The sequence below is a fragment of the Porphyromonas endodontalis genome, from assembly GCF_052173515.1.
Taxonomy (GTDB): domain Bacteria; phylum Bacteroidota; class Bacteroidia; order Bacteroidales; family Porphyromonadaceae; genus Porphyromonas; species Porphyromonas endodontalis_A.
The window spans coordinates 19,239-43,651 of sequence record NZ_JBQMYL010000010.1; the positions used below are offsets into that span (position 1 = coordinate 19,239).

Genomic DNA, 24,413 nt, shown 5'->3' on the forward strand with positions numbered 1-24,413 from the left:
ATCAAATATTACTGAAGAAGTCAATAGACTGCCCCTTTTCAAGAGTTACAATTGCCTTTTTGTAGGCAGCTGCACGACCGCTGATAATACCACCTTTGGTATAGCGAGTCTTGAGCTTTGGAGTAACCTTGATGGTGTTGACATCTACCACCTTCACATTGTACATCTTCTCAACAGCGTTCTTGATCTCGATTTTGTTTGCCTTAGGAGAAACACGGAAGGCGCAACGCTCGGGTTGCTTGTCCGTGATCGCTGTCATCTTCTCCGAAATAACAGGCTTGATAATAATACTCATTGTACTCTCCTAGATTAAGCCTTAAACATTTCGTTGGCTGTAGCAATAGCCTCTTCCGTAAACACGAGCTGAGTAGCATCCAACACACTGTACGTATTAAGAGATACTGCGTTAGCTATGCGAGCACTAGGCACATTACGAGCCGAGAGGTACACGTTGGCAGGGATATTGTTCATTACGAACAAAGTCTTCTTGCCGGCAAGACCAAGTGCAGATGTGAGTGCTACAAAATCTTTTGTCTTAGGAGCTGCAAAGTCAAAAGCCTCTACAACCTTAATCTCCTGAGCTTGCGCTTTGTAGGAGAGAGCAGAGCGACGTGCAAGGCGTACGAGCTTCTTGTTTAACTTAAAGCTATAGCTGCGAGGACGAGGCCCGAACACACGAGCTCCTCCCACGAGAAGAGGAGAGTTAATGTCCCCACGACGTGCTCCGCCACCGCCCTTCTGGCGACCAAGCTTACGAGTAGAGCCACTCATTTCACTACGCTCTTTCGATTTGTGCGTACCTTGACGCTGATTGGCGCGATAAAGCTTTACAGCAAGATAGATAGCGTGGTCATTGGGCTCGATACCAAATACGGCATCGTCCAAAACAACCTTGCGCCCTGTATCTTCGCCCTTTACGTTATATACAGATACTTCCATACTTTAGATCTCCACTGCTACAATTGAACCTTTGTGCCCGGGAATGCTACCCTTGATGAGCAACAAGTTGTGCTCGGGCATTACCTTAATTACTTCGAGGTTCTGAACCGTTACGCGTTCGTTACCCGTCTGACCAGCCATGCGAGTACCCTTGAAGACCTTTGCAGGGTAAGAACAAGCACCTACAGAACCGGGAGCACGTAGACGATTGTGCTGACCATGAGTAGACTGACCTACACCGCCAAAGCCGTGACGACCAACTACCCCTTGGAAACCCTTACCTTTAGAAGTACCTATTACATCCACATAGACTACATTCTCAAAGATGTCGACCTTGATAGTGTCGCCCAACTTGTAGTCTCCAGAGAAACCTTTGAACTCTGCCAAGTGTCTCATGGGGGCTACTCCTGCCTTTTTGAAGTGACCCATGAGAGGCTTTGTGGCATGCTTCTCAGTGGTTTCTTGGAAACCGAGCTGAAGAGCATCGTAGCCATCATGTTCACTTGTCTTGACCTGAGTAACCACACAAGGACCCAATTCGATAACAGTGCATGGCGTGTTTACACCATCGGCACTGAAAACGGAAGTCATTCCGATTTTCTTTCCTAATAAACCTGGCATTTCTTGTGTTATTTACTACGTTTATAACTTGACATTAATCTCAACCCCGCTAGAGACTTCGAGCTTGGTAAGAGCATCTACAGTCTGCTTTGAGGCATTATAAATGTCTATAAGTCTCTTGTACGACGATAGTTCGAACTGCTCGCGAGATTTCTTATTCACGAACGTAGAACGATTCACCGTAAAGATACGCTTGTGCGTAGGCAGGGGGATAGGACCACATACCATAGCACCGGTAGCCTTTACTGCCTTTACGATCTTCTCGGCACTCTTGTCGAGGAGCATATGATCGTAAGACTTAAGCTTGATTCTAATCTTCTGACTCATCTTTTTATATAGAGCTTATTACTTAATCAAATCTACACGACCATCAACTTCGGTAAGCACCTGCTTAGCAATTGACGAAGAAACTTCTGCATAATGCGAGAAGGTCATCGTACTAGTGGCACGACCTGAAGAGATCGTACGCAAAGCAGTTACATAACCAAACATCTCAGAGAGGGGCACATCTGCCTTTACGATACGTGCGCCAGTACGGCTTGTTTCCATACCACCGACTTGACCACGACGCTTGTTCAAGTCGCCAATGACATCACCCATGTTCTCTTCGGGAGTAACCACTTCAAGCTTCATGATAGGCTCGAGCAAGACAGGACCAGCCTGAGCAGAGGCATTCTTGAATGCTTGGATAGCAGCAACTTCGAATGAAAGTTGGTCTGAATCCACAGGGTGGAATGAACCATCCACGAGAGTCACCTTAAGACGATCGAGAGGATAACCTGCCAACACACCATTCTTCATAGCACGTTGGAAACCCTTCTGAACAGAGGGGATAAATTCCTTAGGCACGTTACCACCCTTCACTTCGTCTACGAACTGTAGATCGCCTTCGAAGTCGTCATCGGCAGGCTCTACGCGTACGATAATATCTGCGAACTTACCACGACCCCCAGTCTGCTTCTTGTACACTTCGCGAAGTTGAACAGACTTTGTAATAGCTTCTTTGTAAGAAACTTGGGGACGACCTTGGTTACATTCAACCTTAAACTCACGCTTAAGACGGTCGATAATGATCTCGAGGTGAAGCTCACCCATACCGCTAATTACGGTCTGACCCGTTTCTTCGTTCGTCTGAACGCGGAACGTAGGATCTTCTTCTGCAAGCTTAGCAAGACCAACACCGAGACGATCCAAGTCCTTTTGAGTCTTAGGCTCTACGGCGATACCGATCACGGGATCGGGGAAGTCGATAGCCTCAAGAGTCATAGGAGCGTTTTCGTCACAGATAGTATCCCCTGTGCGGATATCCTTGAAACCGACACCGGCACCGATATCACCGCAGCCAATTACCTCCATTGGGTTCTGGCTATTAGAGTGCATCTGGAAGAGGCGAGAGATACGTTCCTTCTTACCCGTACGTGTGTTGTAGATATAGCTACCAGCCGTGAGAGATCCTGAATAAACGCGGAAGAAGCAGAGACGACCTACATAGGGGTCAGTTGCAATCTTAAAGGCGAGAGCGCAAAGAGGCTCATCGGGAGAAGTCTTGCGCGTAACAACTTGATCAGGATCATCAACAGCCGTACCCGTAACCTCTGGAGTATCGATAGGGCTGGGGAGGTATGCACAAACAGCATCAAGAAGTGTTTGTACCCCCTTATTCTTGAAAGAAGAACCACAGAGCATGGGGAAAATCTTCATTGAGAGCGTACCCTTACGGATAGCAGCACGAATCTCATCTTCTGTGATAGTAGAGGGATCGTCGAAGTATTTTTCCATGAGTGCATCGTCACACTCTGCGAGCTTTTCAAGCATTTTGTCGCGCCATTCTTCGGCTTCGGACTGAAGCTCAGCGGGGATGTCCAACACGTCATAGTCAGCCCCCATCGTTTCATCGTGCCAAAGGATAGCTTTCATGCGCACGAGGTCCACTACACCCTTGAAGGTTTCTTCAGCCCCTACGGGGATCTGGATAGGACAAGGATTAGCACCAAGGACCGTCTGCATCTGGTTGTAAACCTCGAAGAAGTTGGCACCAGAGCGGTCCATCTTATTTACGTATGCAATACGAGGTACGTTGTACTTGTCAGCCTGACGCCATACAGTTTCACTCTGAGGCTCAACGCCCCCTACAGCACAAAATGCAGCTACAGCACCATCAAGGATACGAAGAGAACGCTCTACCTCAACGGTAAAGTCAACGTGTCCCGGGGTGTCAATAAGATTGATCTTGTAGCGATTGTTGTTGTAATTCCAAAAAGTAGTGGTAGCAGCACTCGTGATCGTAATACCTCGCTCCTGCTCTTGCTCCATCCAGTCCATGGTAGCGGCACCATCGTGCACCTCACCAATCTTGTGAGTAAGACCGGTATAGAAGAGAATACGCTCTGAAGTCGTAGTCTTACCGGCATCGATGTGCGCCATGATGCCGATATTGCGAGTTAATTCGAGATGTTTTTCGTTTGCCATGATGCGTTATGTATTAGAAACGGAAATGGGCAAACGCACGGTTGGCTTCTGCCATACGGTGCATATCTTCTTTACGTTTGAAGGCAGCACCCTGATTGTTGTAAGCATCAACAATCTCCGCAGCAAGCTTATCTGCCATAGTCTTACCACCACGCTTACGAGCGTAAATGATGAGATTTTTCATTGATATAGATTCCTTGCGTTCAGGACGGATCTCCGTAGGCACTTGGAAGGTTGCCCCCCCAATACGACGGCTCTTCACCTCTACTTGAGGGGTGATGTTATCCAATGCAGCTCTCCAAATCTCAAGCGAAGACTTTTCTTCATTCGCGAGCTTACCCTTTACGATCTCAAGGGCATTGTAGAAGATGCTATAGGCAAGATTCTTCTTGCCATCATACATCAAGTGGTTGACAAACTTAGTCACTTGACGATCACCAAATACAGGATCAGGAAGTACCTGACGCTTCTTAGGCTTTGCTTTTCTCATTGTTGTCTAAAATTCGTTCGAATCGAATTGGTTGTCGGTAATTTACGTCTTCAACGCCCACGCAAGGGCATTTACTCAACCTATCTCTAAGGATAGCCTATCCAATTGAACCCGAAACTGGTTCTTTTTTCTTCTTTCTCTAAGCCACTCTTTGGCTTAAAACAACTGTAGAACAGGAAAGGAGGATGAGAAATCTTTGAGGTGAGGGCGACTATTGTATTCTCTAAAAGCCCCTACTCTCACGTCTCTCTAAAAACAAAGGGAACTACTTCTTTGCAGCAGCCTTAGGACGCTTAGCCCCATACTTGCTACGACGCTGAAGACGACCATTAACGCCGGCAGCATCAAGAGTACCACGCACGATGTGATAACGCACCCCTGGCAAGTCCTTCACACGACCACCACGAACAAGCACGATGCTGTGCTCTTGGAGGTTATGACCTTCTCCCGGGATGTACGCATTTACTTCCTTACCGTTGGTAAGACGCACACGTGCCACCTTACGCATAGCCGAGTTAGGCTTTTTAGGCGTAGTGGTGTACACACGTACACAAACCCCACGGCGTTGCGGACAAGCCCCCAAAGCAGGCGACTTACCAACTTCGTTGAATGATTCCCTTCCTTTTCTAACTAACTGTTGAATCGTAGGCATTTCTTATTTCATTTATTAATCAATCTACTTATGTAGTTGCTACAGCATAATTATACGTATAGCGCGGCAAAGGTAATAAGAAATTCTCACCTGACAAAAGTTTTCTCCCTATTTCTCAGAATTGTAGATTCTAGTCGTGAGTGCAACGGAGAGAAAAAGCAAAGAAGAAAATCCCCTTCCGAGCATCTCTCCCATAAAAGCAGAAAGGGCATCTTGCAAAGGGAGAAACGCCCCCTTATACAAGACACCCTAAAAGTGTGTATCTCCTACTCTCTACAAAAGAGACAGGAGAAAAGGTTTAGCGAGCCACTACGAAACGCTCGATACGATTAGCGACATGTAAGAAGTAAACTCCCTCTGCGAGAGAAGATACATCTATAGTGGTCTTAGACGAAGCAGCTACAGTGTTAAGCACGAGTGTACCATCTAGCGCATAAATCTGTACTCGAGCACCCTCTTTATTAGGGATAGAGAGCGTAATAGTCTCAGACGCTACCGTAGGATAGAGAGCCACAGCCTCTCCATGCAGCAACTCGGCAGCACCGGGCTTTCCAGTGTAGGGATTCTTCCCTTTGTTTTCACCATCTTGCCAGTCGTAGGTATCCCATCCCTTACTACGAGCCACATCGGCAGCATACGTAGAGACAAAATTACCTTCAGCATCGTTGCTCGTGTTTATAGCATAAAAGCTACCGGGCTCAAACTCTGCCGTATTTACCTTATAGCGGTCACAGAGACGATCAACAAGGCCACGTATAGCCTGTTCGTCCAATTTGTTGCTGTAGCAACTTACCAAATGCAGGATATTCTCCTGAGGGATAAGGAACTTGGTAAGACTTGCTTCACTACAATCCAACTCATAGATAGCGGGCATATGTGTAACATCCAACTCGGTAAGTTTTTTCGTGCCGCAGTAGAGTTGATATAGGTTTACGAGGCTGGAGAGATCTACAGGCTCTAGATCATCATTATTTTCATAGCGCAAGAGCCTTAGACTTGAATTATTGCGAAGGTCTAGGTTCTTCAGTTTATTGCTACCACAGCTGAGGAGGAAGAGCTTGCGAAGATCTGCCACATTAAGCGACTCTATCTTATTGCCCTCACAAACGAATTGGAGTAAGTTTTTGTTCGCCCTAAGGTCTATACTCGTGAGTTTATTGAAAGGAACTATCAACATCTCCATCTGAGAAGACACAGGAAGCTCTAGAGAAGAAATCTCGTTATTCATCGCAAAAACAGCCTTCAATTCTTCACATGCAGAGAGATCCAGTGAGGTGAGATTATTCTCCGAAAGCTCTACTACTTGCATCTTAGAAGACTGCGAGAAGTTTACCTTTTCGATTTTATTCTTTGCACAGCTAACCTGAGCCAAATTAGGGTTGTTCGTTATATCCAACTCGGTAAGTTCATTGCTATAAGCAGTAAAAACGGCTAGAGTAGGAGCATGAGCAAGATCGATCGCAGAGATACAATTATCTGCTAATTCCAGACTACCACAGTCAAAAGCAGCAAACTTACCATAGGCAACAATGGTAGGAACGGTCTTCTTGAGGTAGATGGGCACTCCATTCTCCTTAATGATTTCATTCGCATCTTTAACCCCATTGCCATTGAAGTCAATCCAAGCCTTACCTGCATCTGCATTATCGGCAAGCACAGCTTTGATACCCCAAGTATCTGAACCTTGACCCGTTGTTTTACTTGTTGTTATGATGATATACTCCTCTTCTCCCGGAGCAATCGTAAGGGATGCTCCCTCATAGGTTACACCTTTTTTCCCTCCCTTATTGTCGAAAACCTTCCAATTTTTCTTGGTGGCTTCCTTCACAATATCAGCGCTATAGCGTCCATTAGGGAACTCTTCTGTATCTACCATATAGAGACTACCGGGATTCTCGGCAGTGCGCACCGGGAGAGACTGAATGAGGGTTGTCATCTTCTCAGAAGAGATGAAGTTGCCAAAGCAAGCCACCTCTTCTAACTGAGCATAGCCGGCTGCACTCCAACCTATGAATTGGTTACTGCTCAGGTTTACTTTCTGGAGAGGAGCAGATGGATTGAGCTTAAGATCCGCAAGATTATTGCCGGCGCAATCAAGCGATTGCAACTTGCCATTAGCGGTAAGATCAAGGCGCGTGAGTTGATTATTGCGACAAGTAAGATGGGTCAGCTCCTTGTTTTTGGAGAGGTCAAGTGAGGTGAGTTTATTCTTGTAGCAATTGAGAACTTGTAATTTCTCATTCCCCGAAACCACCAGAGAGGAGAGTGCTTGCAAATTAACCGTTAGCTCCCGAACGGCTCCATATATAGTTACGGTCGCTCCCGTTTTGGAGTATTCGTCCGCTCTATCCGTATTGACTTTGGCCTCCTCGCCTTCGTCGTATTTTTGGTTATTATTTAGGTCGATCCAAATAGACTCTGCATCGGCGGCATCTGCCTTTATCATGATAGCCCAGGGGACAAAGGAGGAAACGGCCTCTGTAGTCATAACAATCTTTGGACCATCAGTTGTGTATGAAGATGGGTCTGCAGCCGTGGCATGCCCCGTTGCAGCAAGAGAAGAAAAGAGAATCCCTCCCCCGAGCATGAAATAGCGAAAGGCTTTCATTTTGCGTTTTTGTGATTAATAGTGTTCTGTAGATAAAACTAGGAGTTCCCAGCCATATGAGCGAGAACTCCTAGTATAATCGGTTAATTAGCGAACTACAAAAGTCTTAGAAACAGAACCAATGGAGAGGACATATACTCCGGCATTGAGATCTTCTACAGAGAGGAGCATAGAGGGTGCAGTGGCAGTAAACTCACGCACTTTTGCCCCTGTTGCATCGTAGATAGCAATGGCCTTTCCAACCAATTCAGCAGGAATAGTGAGAGTCATATCTACATCTGCAGGTACGGGATAGAGTGTTACCTCTTCGGCGCGTACAGACTCTAGACCACGAGGTTCTCCAGGATATTTAGCCATGGAAGCTCCACCATTGTGGTCGTATACCGTCCAAGCCTTTTTGCGAGCAGCCTGCACTTGATCTTCGTAGATCTTGTTGTTGTCTCCCGTGAGAGTAAGGTCTACGAAAAGGAGAGTACCTACACCAAAGTCGGGATCTTGTTGGGGAAGAGAAGCAATAAGAGCATCTACGGCCTCACCCTTCAGATTATTTTGGAAACAAGAAACTACAGCAATAGCTTCACACTTGGAGACATCCAACGACTCAAACTTATTGAACTCGATGAACAAGCTCTCTAGACTCTTACAACCACTGAGGTCAATTGTCTTAAACTCATTGTTTCGAATATCAAGTTCGCGGAGGGCAGAAGCCGACTTCACATCGAGCTGAGACAATTTGTTGTTGTCCAACCAAACGTCGGTCATATTCTTAAGTCCAGAGAGGTTAGCCTCTGTAAGCTGTGCACGATGAGCATGAAGCACTTCGAGAGCGGCACATTCCGAAACATCCAACTTGCCTAGAGGATTGTCGTTGCAATGCAAGACACGCAATTTGCTAGTACCCTTTAGAACGAGCTTCTTAAGGCCTGTACCTGCACACTCAAGGCGGTCAAGTTCGGGATTGTTAGAGAAGTCAAGCTCTTTAATAGAAGTTGTATCGCAGAAGAACGTAGTAAGCTTCGCATTCTTTGAGAGGTCAATCTCCTTAAGATCCCTCACAAAAGCTACATTGAGGATACGAAGGTTGGTATTGGCAGTAACGTTCAACGACTTGAGGTTCTTACAAGAAGAAACATAAAGTTCCTGAAGTGCGGTGTTCTTTGAGAGGTCTAAAGAGGCAATATCGGTATGACTTACCATAAGCTCCTTGAGGTTGGGGAGCTTAGTCATGTCTATCTTCTCAAGAGGACTGCTGGTACAACGCAATACCTTGAGGTTAGGATTAGCAGAAGCATCTACTTCTGTAATATCATTGCTTCCGCAGCTAAAGGCTGTAATATTACCATAGATCGTTACGGAGCTGGTGTTACGAGTATAGTGATTGGCATCAAGATACATGCTCCAGTTGTTGATTTCTTCGCCGGCATCTTTCTTTCCGTCGCCGTTAAGATCGACAAAACAGTTGGCTTTATCTTCCTCCTCTGCATTGAAAAGGAATCTCCATCTTCCATCATTTTTATTTGCGGTAACCGTCATTTTGGCAAGGGTTTCCTCTACGGGATCAGAGCCTTCGTACTTATTGTACCCCTCGTTTCCCATACCATCTTGCCAATCGTAGGCAGTCCAACCGAGTTCCTTTGCTTTAGCAACAGCATCTTTGGTACAAACATTTTTGTCTGCGACCTTTGTATTGATAACAAAGAGCGAACCATCATCGTACTCTTTTTTCGGGAGCAGCTCAATGAAAGCCATCATGGCTTTTGCACTCAACTTATTGTTGTAGATTCTAAGATCATTAAGCATTGACATCTCTTTGCTCACAACAATAGACTCTAGCAAGTTATCCTGCAAGGATAGTTTTGAAATCTGTGTTAGCTTTGATACGTCTATATGCTTAAGCTTATTGTTATTAACCGAGAAGGACTTTAGTGAGCTTACATCACCCAAAACAAGCTCCTCCATCTCGCAGTTGTCACACTTTAGAGAGAAGAGTTTTTTATTGTTACTAATGTCGAGTTTTGCGAGTTTGTTTCCAAAGCAACTAAGGTTCGTAAGCTTCTCCAACATAGAGACATCCAACGTTGTAAGCCCCAGCTCTCCACACATGAGGGCTTCCAAATCCTTTAGATTCTTCAGGTCAAGCTCTTTGATACCGCTCTTTCCACAAGAAAGAAGTGTAAGCTTTGCTCCCTCAGGGAAAGAGAGTTGGGTAAGTGCTTCACAACCATCCACCTCCAAGCTTTCCAGCTGAGCACTCTTTGAGAGATCTAGTTCCGAAAGCTCTTTGTTTTCCTTGATAGAGAGTTCTTTTAAAGTAGAAGGATTGTGAGTAAGATCAACCTTTACGATATTGGTACGATTGGCAGACAACTCTCCCACATTACCATAAATACGGACCGAAGCAATACTCTTTTCGAGCCTTTTATAAAATCGAGGAGCATCTTCACTTGCACCATCATACGTATTATTCCCATTAAGATCTATCCAGCAGGCATCTGCATAAGATGCACCCTTTACCGTGATCTCCAAGGGGTCGTTGGCATTTTTCGTCGTAAGCTCAATATAGGTCTCCGATACGGTAGGAGTCCCACTCTGAGCATACGCAGCCCAACAGCTTCCGCTTAACGCGAAAAAGGCGGAGAAAAAGAGATTTCTCCCAACAAGTAATTGTTTGTTCATTACATTATCCGTTTAATAAATCCTGTGTCAATCAACTTTTATCAAGGCACGAGTGGTCAGTGGCAACTTTGCCTCATCGGAAAATCCCCCCCCTTGATCTTCGTCAGCAAATGTACGAAAACATTCCTATCATGCGAACTAAAAGAAGATAAATCTACCTAAAAGAGCAACAAAATGGGGAAGACACAAACATTCAAATAAGAGAAAAAGGCAATTTTCGTACCAATTAATAGGTACAGAATCTTTCTGTAGTGCCATTTGTAGGTAGGCAACTCCCCCGAGTATCCCTCCCTTTAGAGAAAAAGAAAGAGGATGTGTCTCCGAGAGAAGGAATAGGTCGTAAATTCCTATTTCCTCCGCTGCGGGAGATACATCCTCTGGGTAGAAAGGAGAAATCTTTAGGTCAGACTCCCCTCTCTATACTGGGCTGAAAAATTACTTTTTCTGGTCAGCTTCTGTTTGGTTGCTGCGGAAATAAAGTTGCAAGCGATTGCCGCTGGTAACAATTGACTTGAGCAGAGCTTGTACATCGGCAGGCTTGATAGAGTCGAGTACTTTGTCGTAATTGTCGACCCAGTTCTTGCCATTGAAGAAGTATTCTTCTATGTTACCAAGCCAGTAACCATTCTCACGAATACGTTCTGCATGACGCTTCTTCATATTCACAACAGTCTTGTCGAAATACTCTTGACTTACGCCATTCTTAACGATGAGATTCAACTCATCGTATACAACCTGATTGAGCTGAGCAGCACGCTCGGGAGCGCAGAAGAATTGAACCGTAACAGAACCTTCGGGTGTTGGGAATTCGTCTACCTCAGCAGCGGCAGAGGGAGAATAGGTTCCGCTCTCACGCTCACGAATAGAGGCGATAAGAGTCTGATCGAGTACGCCATTGAGGATCTGAGCTGTAAGTATCGTCTTATGATCGTAAACAGCCTTACCCTGGAGGTAGTCCATAACAATACCGGTAGGCGTATTCATATCCTTGTATACTTCCATTGTCTTTTCACCCTTGCGGAAGCCGGCTTGTTTCGTTCTATCCATCTTAGGAGTAGCCTTGCCCTTGGGTACAGATCCGAGATATTTTACGATAAGTTCCTTAGCCTTAGCTTCGTCGATGTTACCAACAAAGTAGAACTGGAAGCCGTCGGCAGAAGAGAGACGCTCGCGAGCCATCTGGAGTGCGCGCTCGTAGCTTACCTTTTCCATATCATCAGCTTTTACCTTCTTACGCCAGATATCATTGTCGAAGAGGAGGTAGTTTATAGAGTCGCTGAGAGAAGCGAAGGGCTGACGCTCGGCCATCTTGAGAGCTTCGGTAGTCTTTTCTTTGTATGCAGCAAAGGCTTCTTTGTCTGCACGAATATCGGTCATATAGAGGTAGGTGAGCTGGAGCATTGTCTCAAAGTCAGCCACCGTAGAGTTACCGCTAAAACCTGAAGTAAAGTTGCCAAAAGCAGGAGATACGCTTACGGTACGACCTGTAAGAGCCTTGCCAAGAGCAATAGCATCGAACTTGCCCAAACCACCAAGCGTTACAATATCGTCTACAATCTTAGTATTGAGTATGTCGCTGGGCTTTGAGTAGAGACGGAAACCTCCGTTTGTAGTACCGGACATAAGGATCTGATCTTCCTTAAAGTCAGTCTTCTTGAGGTAAACCTTGATGCCGTTTTGGAGGGTTAGCTCCGTTGTTCCGAACTTCTGGTTCTTCTTTTCCTTAACAATCTTACCACCCTTGAGATCCTTGTCGATGAGGTTCGTATCAACTACTTCTTCTTTCTTTGCCTCTACGGGTTTAGCAACGCACTCATTGTAAAGAGCAATTATTTCAGCCTCGGTAGGATAGGTAATGCCATCCTTCTTGGGGCCGGTAACCGTAATAACGAGATTTTTACCATCGGTAGTAATCATCTCTTGGATGTACTGAGCCACCATCTCGGGAGTAACCTGCTCTGCAATCATTTCCATGAGTTGCTTTTCTACTTCGATACCGGGGATGTAGCCACCATCGAGGAAGTAGTTTTTGTACTCTTCGCAGAACGAACCATTTTTGCGGTCAGCACGAGCCTTGAATTGATCTTCGAACATCTTGAGAACATCCGTACGAGCACGGTCATATTCGCTCTTGAGGAAACCATGTTGCTTCACACGTTGGATCTCTGCTACGAGAGCTTCAAAAGCGGGTTTGAATGCACCATCCTTAGCAATAGCCATAAAAGTGAAGGCATTTTTGGTCTTGGCAATGCCCATGTAGTTGTAGTCGAAAGCTCCACCACGGAGGAAGGGCGCATTAGGCTTGATGGTAATTTCATTAAAACGCTCATTGATGATCTGAGTAGCAATAGCCTCCATATAATTTACCAATGCTCCAGCAATAGAACCTTTTTCCTCTCTAGAGAGAACGTCGTGCTTAAACATTACAGAGATATTCGTAGAGGTAGCTTCCTTGTCGGTAGCGAGAGCGACAATAGGAGTTGCGTTGTCTTCTACTTGTACAAAGTAGCGTTCGGCAGGATTTTTGGGAGCAGGTACGTCAGCAAAAATCTCTTTGAGTTTCTTCTCTACATAGTCTACATCGATATCCCCAACTACGATAATACCTTGGAGATCGGGACGATACCACTTGTGGTAGAAGTCGCGGATTTCGCTGTGCTTGAAGTTGTCTACTACTTCCATTGTACCAATAGGCATGCGCTTTGCATACTTATTGTTGGGGAGCACGATGGGGAGCTGAGCTGTAAGCATACGCAAGCTTGCATTGTCTCGCGAACGCCATTCTTCGTGGATTACCCCACGCTCTTCGTCAATCTCCTTGCCGTCGAGTGTAATGTTGTTGCTCCAGTCGTGCATGATAAGAAGACAGCTATCGATAATTTCAATCCCCTTGTCTGTAGGAGCATCCATTATGGTATATACTGTTTCGTCAAATGCAGTGTAAGCATTAAGGTCTGCCCCAAACTGGCAACCAATGCGCTCCAAGAATCCAATAAGGTTCTTCCCAGGGAAGTTCTTCGTCCCGTTGAATGCCATGTGCTCAAGGAAGTGAGCAAGACCGGCTTGTGAGTCTTCTTCGAGAACAGAACCCACCTTCTGTGCGATGTAGTAATTAGCACGATTCTTGGGGTTTTCGTTGTGACGAATGATGTAGGTCAAACCATTGGGCAACGTACCCATACGTACAGCCGGATCAATGGGTAACTGCTGCATCATTGGATCTTGGGCTCGCAAACTCGCGGGTACGAGGCAGCCAAAGATCAGAAGCACACCTAGTGCAAAACGTTTCAGTTGCATACTAAACTCAATTATTATTCTAGAATTGTATTGATATTTCTACCTGGTTCTAACAAAATGGGAGGAAGCGTTCTATCCCTCCATAACAGCACAAAGGTAGGCACATTCCACTAGACTTTGTACGTTTTCCCAACATATTATCCTTATTTTAGAAGCGAAGCGTGGCTCCAACGATGCCTACGATATAGTTAGGATCTTGATAACCCAAGGGATATTCGCTACCAAAAAGGAAGGGAGCGGACAGCTCTCCGTGTAGGGCAAGCCAGTCTGTAATGCGCCATGCCGTAGCTACGCGAGCCACACGTTGCGCCGTGGTAAGAGTCTTGGACGCGTCGTGTGGGGAGATAAAGGGAATACCCTCTCGCAAAGAGGCTTGAGCCGAGATGTCGAGGTTTGAAGAGGGGCTATAGATAAGAGAAAAGTCAATCGAACGGATGGGCTTTCCTTGTGCTATTCCTCCCCCATCGAGCTTGTAACGGCGTTCGGTCCATTGCAGAGAGCTTTGCAACTTCGCTCCCAAGGCATACCCTATACGCCCCGAAACAAACCAAGATTGGCTCCTTGCATACTGAGGCGTAAAAGCCAAGAAGCGAGGAGTGTTATTGTCTGCCCTTTCGCCAAAAAGGAAGGGTTGCCAGAAGTGGGTATTACGTGTGCGCTCATAGCCTCCCGAGAGGGAGAGAGAGACACCACCGGGTAGTTGTGCTCGTATGCCCAACTCGCTATCCACAAACTTCATCTCAGGACGGAGGAGCGAATCGGGGTGCAGATAGCGATTCTCCCGAGCCAACTCGTGCAAAGAGGGCATGTTTACCTTACCATCTACACGGGCAAACACCTCTAGATTATTACGCCAGCGAAGCGACCCTCTGAATACCGGAGAAAGAGGAAGCACATTCACTCCCGCCGTTACTTGCCACTCCGTATTCCCCAGCCAGCCATTGAAATAAATCTTGGGGGTGATGTTGAAGTAGAGAGAAGGCAACGGCCCCCCTGGTACGTAAATAGTTTGTTGTTTTGGGTCTTTTGGGGTTCTTTGCCAATCTTGATAGAGCAGCATACCGGCAAGCCCCCAAGCAAAATCTTGCTTAGAAGTAAAGAGAAGATCGAAGTCGCCGATGAAGCGGAGTTCGTGATGCTTCCACTTGCTAAAGAAGGCAGGAAGTTGCGAGTAGTTACGGCCCGTATGCTCTACGAGGAAGCGAAACGAGGTCTGATTATCAAGGCCAAACAGATTGGCTCGTCCCACATTACCGGGGTGTACATAACGATAAATAGCGGCTTCGTAGTCCTGCTTTACCTCCATGGGAGGGCGATTGCTCGTCAAGAAAGCTGCCGTTTGGGCATCCAGACCATAGTAATTGAACTGGTCATAGTCCCCAATAATCTGTAGCGAGTGAGCGGACTTTTTCCCCCTATACTCATAACTTAGGTCCCAGTCCGTTAGGTGGCGATAGGTGTAAAGCCTTGCAGGGATTCCTTGATAGATACGAGAATTATTGTTGAAGGAGGAGTTGTGACGCAGGTGCAAATCCACAACATGCTTCCCTTTGAAGCATTGTGTATAGCCGGCCTGAGCTCGTACCACCGGCTCTAGTCCTAGAGAAAGATCTAGGTAGCCGGCCTTATTTGAGCGAGGCACCCACGACGCCATATTGCTCAGAGCAGGATACTCCGGCAATAGTACAGGAGGGGTAAAATCGCCCGTAGAGCGAGGTGGGATAGGCTCTAGCCGTGTTACTTTGGGCTTATCAAATTGATATGTGGAGGCCAAGGGCTGCACCGTGCCCAGGTGTACTTCGGCATCGCTTACCACAGTAAGTTCACGACGGAGTGTATCTGCCCTTTGCGGTTTTGTGGGTTGCTGGGCTTGAGCAAGACCGCTTGTGAGAAGTCCGAAGGTGGCAAATGCCACAAAAAATAGTGTATGGGAATATCGTTTCATCACTTATCTCTATCTCTTTGGGGTACCTGTTTGCTGGTCTTGATAGCGTGCAATGCGCTCAAGAATATCGTCTTCACGCTTGGGATAATTGTTCTTTAGACTCTCCACATATTGGTCTGCGGTGACCTTGTCGCCCTCGGAGCGATAGATCTCTGCCAGTGCCAATATCCCTCGAGCGAGCCAGTACTCATGCGGAGTACCCTTCTCAATAAATTTATTGAGTAGCTGCTTGGCCTCTTGTTTTTCTTTGCCGGAGCCTTTTGCCTGTAGGGAGGCATAGTGGACGATCGCCTCAGCTCCTGCCGAGAGATCCGTCTTGGCAAGAATCATTTTATACTCTGCTAATGCCTTTGCACGCTCCCCGAGTTCGCTATGAGCATTCCCTCGAAGGAGATGGAGCCTCTCTGCACCCTCTTCTCCCAAAGCCGTGAGGGCATCTGTAGTTACAGCGATGGCAGTCTTCCATTTTTCCATGGAAAGAGCCATTTCTGCCGCCTTCTCAGCCGCTTGCATTCGCAACGAACGATCCGAACTTTGGGTATAAAGGGTATGGTACGTATCGTATGCCGCTTGCTTATCGTCTCGCTCTATTTGTAACGCTCCTAAGCGTTGTAGTACCGAAGATTGTGCGGCACGAGGCAACTGCTTAACTTCTGCTGCAAGGGCGGTGTATAGGGTGTAGGCGCGATCCTTGTCACCTCGCTCAAAAGCCAAATCTGCGAGGTACTTTTGGATGGTGGAGACATCGCTCCCCACACGATATCGGGCAACAAAGGCCTCCATCTTGGGTTCAACATCTTGGGAGCGACGCTTATATTCTCTCTCGAGTGCCTTAAATTCTAGCTCTCGACTCTCGCTTTCGCTCAAAGAGAATGCCCCTCCCGTCTTCTGTACAGCCCCTTGCAAATAATCGGTGCGTCCCTCTTCAATGCAAATGCTCTTTAGGTGCGTAAAGGCAGTAGCCGCCTCGGCACTCTTGGGATAGCGGTGCATCAACTGTGTATAGGTATCGAGCGACTTCTCTACACGTTGTGTATTGTAATAGAGGAGTGCCAGCTGTAGCAAAGCAAGACGCCCCTCCTCACTCTGACTGTATTGCGAAGCGGTAGCAACAAAAGCCTTTTCCGCAGCATCGTTATTCCCTTGGAGCAGGTAAGCACGCCCCTTTTGGTACGACGCTTGTGCTGCTGCAGGGCTATCGGGGAAGGAGGTGATAAGTCTATCAAGCAAAGCTATCTGGCGAGAGTATTGCTTGCGAAGTCCGTTAATTTCTGCCAAACGCAGAAGAGCATCACTACTTTGCGATGGGGCAAGACTGATGGCTCGCTCGTAGGACGCAAAAGCAGCATCTAGAGCATTGGTCGCATACTGGCAATCCCCAAGGCGGGTATAAGCATCGCTCTGACGCAAAGCCCCCTGCTTAGAATCATGTACAGAAGAGGCGAAATAACCCTTAGCCTCGGCATACCGCCCGCCATTGAATAGGGCATACCCGAGATAGTACTGTGCCTCCGATCGGTTGGGTCTCTGTGCGCTCTCCGGCAAAGCGAGGAAAGCGGTAAGAGGGCGAATAGAGCCGGCATAATCTCCTTGAGCTCGTAGTATATCTGCCTGAATGAGCAGCGACTCTCCCTTGTATAGAGAGCTTACGGACTGTTTATCAAGAGCATCTTCTACATACTTAGCCGCTTGTGAGAATTTGCCCTGAGAGAGCGCATCAAGAGCCAAATGGTTAAGAACATATTGGCGTGCCTCGTCTATGGCTGGTGTCGTTTTCTTCAGTCGCCGAATAGATACCAACGAGGTAGCATAGTCCGTATTGGAGAGATAAAACTCCGTTAGGAACTTCTCCATCGTAGGGCGATGCTTGGAGGTGGGAAAGGTATTGAGGAAACGCTCGGCAATACGCACATCTTGTCCGAAGTTGGATTGGCCGGAAGAGCGCATAACTAACGCCATCTCGTACATGGCAGCCTCCCGCACTTGTGTGGGGGCACTCTCCTCTACGGCTCGCTCGTAGGCCACAATGGCTTGGGGGTAATTCCCCTGATCTCGCAAGGCGCGCCCTAGGTAAAGGCTGGCAGCATATCCCGTAGCACCCTTCCCTTGCGTAGCCTGCTTGAGGGGCTCGATAGCCTCATTGTATCTCTGTTGCTCCATGTAAGCGGCTCCCAGCAAGAGGTAATCTTCCGGGGAAGCAAATTCGGGAGAATCTTCGATAAACCGCTCTAGGTATTTACTCGCATTAGGGGCATCTCCCAATCGATAATAGGCATTACCGGCCACTTGCAAAAGTGATGGATTAGAAGCCAAACGAGGCTCTACGCGCTCAATCTCACCCACCTCGGCAACCGCCTTGGCATAATCTCCCGAATAATAGGAGAGAGCAGCCATACCGATGCGCGTCTCGGGAGCCAACTCTTGATCCCCCGAAAGAGATCGATAGATAGCCTCCGCCGCTTGCAAATCTCCCTTTGCCATCTTGCTGCTTGCCACGTAGAGTTTGGCAATGCGTCCCCAGCGGTTATTCGCTTGGGCAGCTTCGGCAAACAAAGGATCTAACTTGTCCCCTCCTCGATTCGTACGCAGGAGTGCATACGCTGTACGCACCTGCCACTCGGTACGCTCGGCTCTTGAGAGTGCACTTTCGTCTACCTTTTCGAGGAGATTGCGTGCGCGATGAAAATCACCCTCGGCCATATACAAAGCAGCTCGCTCTAGAGACAAAATAGGGCGTCGCTCATCCACCGGCACTTTCGTTAAGAAATAGTGAATCGTCTCCGCCGCAAGGGTGTGTCCCAAACGATAGTTTTCGTGAGCATTCCGAGCCAATAAGTCGGCAAGAACAGCACCTTGAGGTTGAGCCATAAAAGGAGCCGTAAGACGAGGATTATACCCTCGAATAGCCCCACTATGTGCAAGAAGAGTTTGATTTTGAAGCTGCTCGTACCAGTGTAAAGAGCGTTCTTCTTGAGCTTGTACAGCGGCTGTAGAGAGCATCAAGAGGGCGGTAGCCCAAAGGGGAGTATTCTGTTTCATACTATCTCTGCTAATCGTTTAGCACAACAATCCAAGCCCCCCGGGGAGTCGCAAAATCCCGAGAGAGGGGACGAATATTCTCCCGCCAAAGATACATAACATTCCCTTAACGAAGTGGAAACGAGTCGCTCCGGCAGGCGCCCTGATAAATACCCGAAAAGGGATATAATAGATTTCTATTCCTTACATTTGCCACTGATAAAGTGTATAATACTCTTTCAAAAGGACTCGAAAGCCTAATTAATAAGTAGTAAATGGATATGGGCAAAGGCTATAACATACCTACATTGCCTCTCGCCTTTGATATAGAGAGCAAAGAGATATTACGACAGGTGAACAAGGCCAATCGTGCTTTGGCGGAATTAAAGGGGATAGCAGCAACAATTCCTAACGAAGCGATACTGATTAGCTCCTTGACTCTTCAAGAGGCAAAGGATAGTTCCGAAATAGAGAATATCGTCACAACGCAAGATGATCTCTACAAAGCTGAGATAGATATAGAGAAGCATCTTGTAACGGCGGCTACCAAAGAGGTCCTTAGGTATCGAGAAGCTTTACAGCGAGGATTTGAATTGGTTAGAAAGGATGCTCTATTAACCAACAGCAGAATAAAGGATATTCAAATGCACCTTGAAGGAAATAGAGCAGGTTTCCGTTCACAAGCAGGGACAATGCTAAAGAATAGTCAGGGAGAAACCGTTTATACTCCACCTCAAAATATAGATGATATAGAGAGGTGTATGGCAAACCTTGAGGCTTTTATCAATAATCCTAAGATGTGCGAAGTCGATCCTCTAATTAAGATGGCGATTATACATCATCAGTTTGAGAGTATTCATCCCTTCTATGATGGTAATGGACGAACGGGACGTATTATTAACGTGCTCTATTTGGTGATAAATAATTTGCTCGACTTACCAATTCTCTACCTAAGCAGGTATATTACTCAAAATAAATCGCAGTATTACTCCTTGATTCAGGCTATTAGGGATAAGAGTGAAGATAACTCGTTGGAGTGGGAAGAATGGATTCTTTTCATTCTCAAAGGTGTCGAACAAACGGCTCGCGACACCATTCGATTGGTGCAGGGTATCTCTAAACTAATGCAGGAGTATAAGCAGATTCTGCGTCCCTTATTTGGCAAGAACTACAAACACGAGTTGCTCAACAATCTATTTTATCATCCCTACACTAAAATCGAGTTCATGCAGAGGGATCTAATGGTTCAGCGTAAAACAGCAGCTAAGTATTTGAATATGATGGTCGAAGAGAGGGTTTTAATTGTCGTAAAGATAGGGAGGGAGAATTATTATATTAACCACGCTCTTATGGACTTGTTTCTTAATCAAGGTTCTGCATTACCATTACCACGACAAGATGAGATTATAGAATCGGTGACAGATAATCAATCACTCTTATGATGTGTACCCGAAAATAGGATTTTGGGTACACATCCTTGTAACGTGTACCCGAAAAAAGCATTTCGGGTACATATTCAGATTCCAGTATCAAGTGCGACGGTATGACAAAAGTAGTGCTAAGACTTCATTCGAGGACTTAAAGTCCAAACTTTTCCTTCTTGCAAGAGGATAGAAATGCTTAAATTTGCAAAGAAAACATCCTATCTAAGTCTCAAATAGATGAAACCATCAGTGCCAAAGGTATATCATGGTGTGGGGGAAGTGCCGGCACACCACACTACATGCAAAGTAAAATCCACCTCTATACTTAGCCTTGCACTGCTCCTCATCTTACTATTCTCACCGCAGACAAAGGCTCAAGAACAGATTGTCTTTGCGGATTCAACTACGCTATCCAGCCCTCCATGGCAGGGGACTCTTGCCAAGTTTTCCCTCACCCCTCAAGGCGTTGCCCTCCACGACCTCTCTCCCCAAAGGACCAATAACAAAGCAGCTCTACTCCACACTCCCACGCTATCCGGCATACATACCTGGCGGGGAGAGATCTCTTTTCGCTTTGCTATCACCTCTGCCAATACTTTCGTTGTGCTCATAGCCCCTTTGAGCGCCCCCACGCAAGAGAATGGATATACAACCTGTCGCTATGCCTATCTCTCGGGAGAGAAGACGGGGAGTATTGGGCTTTTTGAGGGAAATTTCTCGCTTGGGAAAGATGGGATAATACGGCACAAAGACAAGAATGCAGATAAACCCATCGTAACCTCCTCCGCAAACGATGCCATCCGATTTACCTCGCCCAACCTCCACCATCTTGCTTGGCATATCACCTACTCGGGCACAGAGGGATGGCAACTTTACCTAAAGAAGAGCCTACAACCCCAGCAGAAATTTATCTACATAGGGTGCGACTCAACAAGTCTTCCCCCACAAGATTATGCACAAGGCTCCTTCTCGGGCATTGCCCTACGCTACTCGCTCAAAAACGCACAGCACTTTACGCTTCACCGGCTCCTCTACTCGCAAAAGCCCCTCGCCGCAAACGAAACGCCTTCACCCCCCACAGAGTCCATATTTGCCTCCTTCGATTTTACCCCTCAAAGCATCCGTCTCATAACGCATAGCCTTGTAAGTATAGAGGGGGCGGACTTTAATCTGCAACCCTCCTGTGGTACCCTTACCCCCAGCATCAAGGGAAAAACCATCACGCTGGATCTAGAAAACCCATTCAAATCGGGCAACTACAGTCTTTTTGTTCGGGGTATCAAAACCCTAGATGGCGCTCTCGCCCCCTCGGAGCGGATCGATTTTGAAATATCTCTCCCCAGCGACTCAATAGGACTCGGCAAGCCCGACGAAGAGCACCTACCCCAAGACCACCTGCTTCTTAGCGAGGTACTCCCCCACCCAACAGCCCACGCGGCGGAGTTCGTCGAGGTGTACAACCCCACCACGCACCCCATTGACATTCGAGACTATGCTTTGGCGGTTCGCACAGAAGGCCGGCGAAGCAAACTATATCCTCTTATCGTGGAAAAAAATCATCTGATTCAGCCCAACGAATATCGGGCTATCACTCCCTGGAAGCGTGGCCTTGCCGACTACTATCACTGCTCAATAGACAGCCTGAGTGAGGTGGAGAAGCTCCCGGCACTCCCCAATCGAGAGGGGCAAATAGTACTCTACTCCCTCCGCGATTCGGTCGTTGTGGAAGAGATGTTCTACGGACCTAAAATTGCATCTCGAGGAGAAATGAGCGAAGGAGTATCCCTAGAGCGCATCCTATTCTCCCGACCGGCACTCGCTCCCGATAATTGGCATGTAGCACGACCCGAACAGGGAAATGCAACCCCTGGCAGCCCCAACTCCGTGCGGGTAGAATGCGATTTACCCATCGAGGAGCGCGAGGGCGAAACCCTCACTCCGGAGCAAATAGCCGCACTTACCCTCTATGCGCTACAAGACCCCGCCAATAATGCCACCCTCACCCTCTACACACTCAGAGGATACCGCTCGGCAGTCGTGGGACGCTCAGCTACCCAAGCGTGGTGTCGTGCATTGCTCAGAGGGGAGCTTACTCAGCTTTACACCCTACCTCCCCACACGCCTTATATTGTCTCCATCGAACTGACTACCGCCCGGCATAGCAAGCGATATTCATTTGTCGTTGCCTCCTAATTCCCCTACTTGGCTTGGGATTGCCCTTCTTTTTAGCTATTGAAAAAGCGTTTTATTACGCGAGAAACGCCAAGAAAAGGCAGGGTGAAAAAGATTCCGCCACAGGGCAAGAAAAAAAATGTTTCTCGGGCTGGAGCCGCCCCAATCTCAGGCAAAAATCTTTTCTTTTTTAGCCGGAAATGGAGCGCAATAGTACGCAGGAAATTCCCAAGAATCAGCCTCCAGCTCCAGAAAAAATCCTCTCAAAAAAAATAGGTGACACCCCAATGAGGTATCACCTAATTCCCTCGGCTCCGAAGAGCCATGGGCTTCATAACAAAATGATCGAAGGTTATTTACATTCAGAAATAGCCTTTATAAGATTCCCTGCCAAACTACTTGCCCCTATACGGAATAGCTTATTGGTCATCCACTCTGTACCCAAAATCTCCTCCACAATGCAGTAATATTTGACCGCATCTTCGGCACTACGGATCCCTCCGGAGAACTTAATCCCTCGCAAGAGACCGGTCTCTTTGCGGTAATCACGAAGAGCACAACACATAGTATAGGCAGCACGAAGATCGGCACCGGGATACTCTTTACCGGTTGACGTCTTGATGAAATCGGCACCGGAGTAGAGCGAAAGAATCGAGGCCTTACGTACCAACTCCGGATCTTTGAGAAGCCCCGTCTCCAATATCACCTTGAGGTGCGCCGAGCGACATGCCGCCTTCTGTTCCTCTATCTCCTCCACTACAGCCGAATAGTTGCCTGGGAGGAAGTGATTGAGATTCAGCACAATATCTATCTCATCGGCACCGGCAGCCACAGTAAGAGCCGTCTCTGCCAACTTAATCTCTAGGAAAGTTTGTGATGCGGGAAAGCCTCCACTTACAGCAGCAATACGCACCCCATCGGCTTTCATAAACTCCTTTACAACAGGCACTTGTAGGGGATATACACAGACCGCAGCCACGTTGGGAAGCCCCTCCTCGGGATGAGAAGCCGTGTGATTTACCGTCTCCACAAGCTTTTGCACACTCTCTTTGGTATCAGCCCCGGCGAGTGTTGTGAGGTCTATGGTGCTGAATAAAAAGCGAAGAGTCTCTATCGTGTAAGCGGCTTTGTAGCGGCGAGCAATAATCCCCTCAACGATCTTGTCGATCTCTTCGGGAGAAGATGCCGGAGTAAAATGCTCAAAAGTCTCTTGGATTTTTCCTTGTAGTTCCATCTTAATTCGAGTTATTATTGTCTTTTGATTGAGCGAGATTCAAAGGAGAAAGAGAGCTGTTCTCTGAGCCCTGAAGGCGAGGATTGCGCCGATGACGCTCCCTATCGCGCTGCGTTTTTTTCTCCAGATTAGCATGCAGAGCTGCCTCAAGATCGATACCGGTTTGGTTGGCAATGCAGGTTGCTACCCATATAAGATCGGCCAATTCGTCACCCAAATCTCCAAGAGTAGCCCCCTCCTTCACGCTTTGCTCCCCATAGCGGCGAGCCATGATACGAGCTACTTCTCCTGTCTCTTCGGCAAGAATCGCCATATTCGTTAGCTCATCGAAGTAACGCACCCCATAGGTATGAATCCATTCATCTACGGATTTTTGCCATTCGTTTATAGTCATATCTCTCTCTTATCGATCCCTAGCCGTATCTATCGTGATGGTTACGGGGCCATCATTGACCAGTTCAATCTGCATATCAGCCCCAAAGCGTCCTCGTGCCACTTCTTTACCGAGCACCTTCTCCAAAGCAGAGCAAAACTCTTCGTACAAAGGGCGACTTATCTCTGGGCGCGCAGCGTGTATATAGCTAGGTCTATTGCCCTTTTTAGTATTGGCCATTAGGGTGAATTGGCTTACAAGCATCACCTCTCCGCCCACATCCACTACGGATCTGTTCATCACCCCTTCGTCATCATCAAAAATGCGCAGGGCAGCAAACTTCTTACAAAGGTAGTTAATTTCTTCTCGACCATCTTCTTCTGCGATGCCAACCAACACCATCAAACCTTGCGAGATCTGACTGATTAGTTCTCCAGCAACAGAGAGGCGAGCATAGCGCACTCGCTGTATTACAACTCTCATTCTCTAAGCTCG

General features: G+C 47.1%; 17 protein-coding genes. 2 read left to right on the forward strand and 15 right to left on the reverse strand.

Annotated features, from left to right (window positions below; translation table 11 throughout):
* Position 1: 1 nt before the first annotated feature.
* The 12 genes from rplW to ACTTHR_RS06125 all read right to left on the reverse strand — a co-directional run bounded on the left by rplW (position 2) and on the right by ACTTHR_RS06125 (position 18,736).
* A complete protein-coding gene (gene rplW, locus ACTTHR_RS06070) occupies positions 2–295 on the reverse strand; it encodes a 50S ribosomal protein L23 (protein WP_004333657.1) in 294 nt (97 codons plus the stop codon).
* 14 nt (positions 296–309) lie between these two features.
* The gene (gene rplD / locus ACTTHR_RS06075) at positions 310–939 is read right to left on the reverse strand and encodes a 50S ribosomal protein L4 (RefSeq protein WP_004333510.1); all 630 of its coding nucleotides are present in this window, start codon (positions 937–939) and stop codon (positions 310–312) included.
* 3 nt (positions 940–942) lie between these two features.
* On the reverse strand, positions 943–1,560 hold the full coding sequence (rplC, locus tag ACTTHR_RS06080; protein WP_297949143.1) for a 50S ribosomal protein L3: 618 nt from the start codon (positions 1,558–1,560) through the stop codon (positions 943–945).
* 21 nt (positions 1,561–1,581) lie between these two features.
* Positions 1,582–1,887 (reverse strand): 30S ribosomal protein S10, encoded by a 306-nt coding sequence (rpsJ, locus tag ACTTHR_RS06085; RefSeq protein ID WP_004333583.1) that lies wholly within the window; start codon positions 1,885–1,887, stop codon positions 1,582–1,584.
* 18 nt (positions 1,888–1,905) lie between these two features.
* Positions 1,906–4,029: an elongation factor G gene (gene fusA, locus ACTTHR_RS06090; RefSeq protein ID WP_442605533.1), complete on the reverse strand. Its 2,124-nt coding sequence runs from the start codon at positions 4,027–4,029 to the stop codon at positions 1,906–1,908.
* 13 nt (positions 4,030–4,042) lie between these two features.
* On the reverse strand, positions 4,043–4,519 hold the full coding sequence (rpsG, locus tag ACTTHR_RS06095; RefSeq protein WP_276773313.1) for a 30S ribosomal protein S7: 477 nt from the start codon (positions 4,517–4,519) through the stop codon (positions 4,043–4,045).
* Positions 4,520–4,784: 265 nt separating this feature from the next.
* A complete protein-coding gene (rpsL, locus tag ACTTHR_RS06100) occupies positions 4,785–5,171 on the reverse strand; it encodes a 30S ribosomal protein S12 (RefSeq protein WP_004333797.1) in 387 nt (128 codons plus the stop codon).
* A gap of 298 nt (positions 5,172–5,469) precedes the next feature.
* Positions 5,470–7,779, reverse strand: a complete 2,310-nt coding sequence (locus ACTTHR_RS06105; protein WP_442605534.1) for a T9SS type A sorting domain-containing protein — start codon at positions 7,777–7,779, stop codon at positions 5,470–5,472.
* An 87-nt stretch (positions 7,780–7,866) separates the two neighbouring features.
* Complete coding sequence (locus tag ACTTHR_RS06110) at positions 7,867–10,455, reverse strand: T9SS type A sorting domain-containing protein (protein ID WP_442605535.1); 2,589 nt, start codon at positions 10,453–10,455, stop codon at positions 7,867–7,869.
* Positions 10,456–10,890: 435 nt separating this feature from the next.
* Positions 10,891–13,752, reverse strand: coding sequence for a M16 family metallopeptidase (locus tag ACTTHR_RS06115; RefSeq protein WP_442605536.1), 2,862 nt, complete (start codon positions 13,750–13,752; stop codon positions 10,891–10,893).
* A 148-nt stretch (positions 13,753–13,900) separates the two neighbouring features.
* On the reverse strand, positions 13,901–15,697 hold the full coding sequence (locus tag ACTTHR_RS06120; RefSeq protein WP_442605537.1) for a hypothetical protein: 1,797 nt from the start codon (positions 15,695–15,697) through the stop codon (positions 13,901–13,903).
* Positions 15,698–15,706: 9 nt separating this feature from the next.
* The gene (locus tag ACTTHR_RS06125; protein ID WP_442605538.1) at positions 15,707–18,736 is read right to left on the reverse strand and encodes a tetratricopeptide repeat protein; all 3,030 of its coding nucleotides are present in this window, start codon (positions 18,734–18,736) and stop codon (positions 15,707–15,709) included.
* Positions 18,737–18,990: 254 nt separating this feature from the next.
* On the opposite strand from ACTTHR_RS06125, the gene ACTTHR_RS06130 reads away from it, so the two are divergent.
* Positions 18,991–20,157, forward strand: a complete 1,167-nt coding sequence (locus tag ACTTHR_RS06130) for a Fic family protein (RefSeq protein ID WP_442605539.1) — start codon at positions 18,991–18,993, stop codon at positions 20,155–20,157.
* Positions 20,158–20,376: 219 nt separating this feature from the next.
* The gene (locus ACTTHR_RS06135) at positions 20,377–22,332 is read left to right on the forward strand and encodes a hypothetical protein (protein ID WP_442605540.1); all 1,956 of its coding nucleotides are present in this window, start codon (positions 20,377–20,379) and stop codon (positions 22,330–22,332) included.
* Positions 22,333–22,663: 331 nt separating this feature from the next.
* Here the strand turns inward: ACTTHR_RS06135 and deoC are convergent, their stop codons facing one another.
* The 3 genes from deoC to dtd are packed head-to-tail and all read right to left on the reverse strand — an operon-like array spanning position 22,664 to position 24,401.
* Positions 22,664–23,545: a deoxyribose-phosphate aldolase gene (gene deoC, locus ACTTHR_RS06140; protein WP_442605541.1), complete on the reverse strand. Its 882-nt coding sequence runs from the start codon at positions 23,543–23,545 to the stop codon at positions 22,664–22,666.
* A 1-nt stretch (position 23,546) separates the two neighbouring features.
* Complete coding sequence (locus ACTTHR_RS06145) at positions 23,547–23,939, reverse strand: nucleotide pyrophosphohydrolase (RefSeq protein ID WP_377451020.1); 393 nt, start codon at positions 23,937–23,939, stop codon at positions 23,547–23,549.
* Between the two features lie 9 nt (positions 23,940–23,948).
* A complete protein-coding gene (gene dtd / locus ACTTHR_RS06150; protein ID WP_442605542.1) occupies positions 23,949–24,401 on the reverse strand; it encodes a D-aminoacyl-tRNA deacylase in 453 nt (150 codons plus the stop codon).
* Positions 24,402–24,413 lie beyond the last annotated feature (12 nt).

What these genes read in the sequence shown, in the direction of transcription:
- ACTTHR_RS06125 (WP_442605538.1), bottom strand. Translation starts at nt 18,736, where the DNA reads ATGAAACAGAATACTCCCCTTTGGGCTACCGCCCTCTTGATGCTCTCT.
- deoC (WP_442605541.1), bottom strand. Translation starts at nt 23,545, where the DNA reads ATGGAACTACAAGGAAAAATCCAAGAGACTTTTGAGCATTTTACTCCG.
- ACTTHR_RS06130 (WP_442605539.1), top strand. Translation starts at nt 18,991, where the DNA reads ATGGATATGGGCAAAGGCTATAACATACCTACATTGCCTCTCGCCTTT.
- ACTTHR_RS06120 (WP_442605537.1), bottom strand. Translation starts at nt 15,697, where the DNA reads ATGAAACGATATTCCCATACACTATTTTTTGTGGCATTTGCCACCTTC.
- rpsL (WP_004333797.1), bottom strand. Translation starts at nt 5,171, where the DNA reads ATGCCTACGATTCAACAGTTAGTTAGAAAAGGAAGGGAATCATTCAAC.
- ACTTHR_RS06115 (WP_442605536.1), bottom strand. Translation starts at nt 13,752, where the DNA reads ATGCAACTGAAACGTTTTGCACTAGGTGTGCTTCTGATCTTTGGCTGC.
- rpsJ (WP_004333583.1), bottom strand. Translation starts at nt 1,887, where the DNA reads ATGAGTCAGAAGATTAGAATCAAGCTTAAGTCTTACGATCATATGCTC.
- ACTTHR_RS06135 (WP_442605540.1), top strand. Translation starts at nt 20,377, where the DNA reads ATGAAACCATCAGTGCCAAAGGTATATCATGGTGTGGGGGAAGTGCCG.
- ACTTHR_RS06110 (WP_442605535.1), bottom strand. Translation starts at nt 10,455, where the DNA reads ATGAACAAACAATTACTTGTTGGGAGAAATCTCTTTTTCTCCGCCTTT.
- rplC (WP_297949143.1), bottom strand. Translation starts at nt 1,560, where the DNA reads ATGCCAGGTTTATTAGGAAAGAAAATCGGAATGACTTCCGTTTTCAGT.
- rplW (WP_004333657.1), bottom strand. Translation starts at nt 295, where the DNA reads ATGAGTATTATTATCAAGCCTGTTATTTCGGAGAAGATGACAGCGATC.
- ACTTHR_RS06145 (WP_377451020.1), bottom strand. Translation starts at nt 23,939, where the DNA reads ATGACTATAAACGAATGGCAAAAATCCGTAGATGAATGGATTCATACC.
- dtd (WP_442605542.1), bottom strand. Translation starts at nt 24,401, where the DNA reads ATGAGAGTTGTAATACAGCGAGTGCGCTATGCTCGCCTCTCTGTTGCT.
- rpsG (WP_276773313.1), bottom strand. Translation starts at nt 4,519, where the DNA reads ATGAGAAAAGCAAAGCCTAAGAAGCGTCAGGTACTTCCTGATCCTGTA.
- ACTTHR_RS06105 (WP_442605534.1), bottom strand. Translation starts at nt 7,779, where the DNA reads ATGAAAGCCTTTCGCTATTTCATGCTCGGGGGAGGGATTCTCTTTTCT.
- fusA (WP_442605533.1), bottom strand. Translation starts at nt 4,029, where the DNA reads ATGGCAAACGAAAAACATCTCGAATTAACTCGCAATATCGGCATCATG.
- rplD (WP_004333510.1), bottom strand. Translation starts at nt 939, where the DNA reads ATGGAAGTATCTGTATATAACGTAAAGGGCGAAGATACAGGGCGCAAG.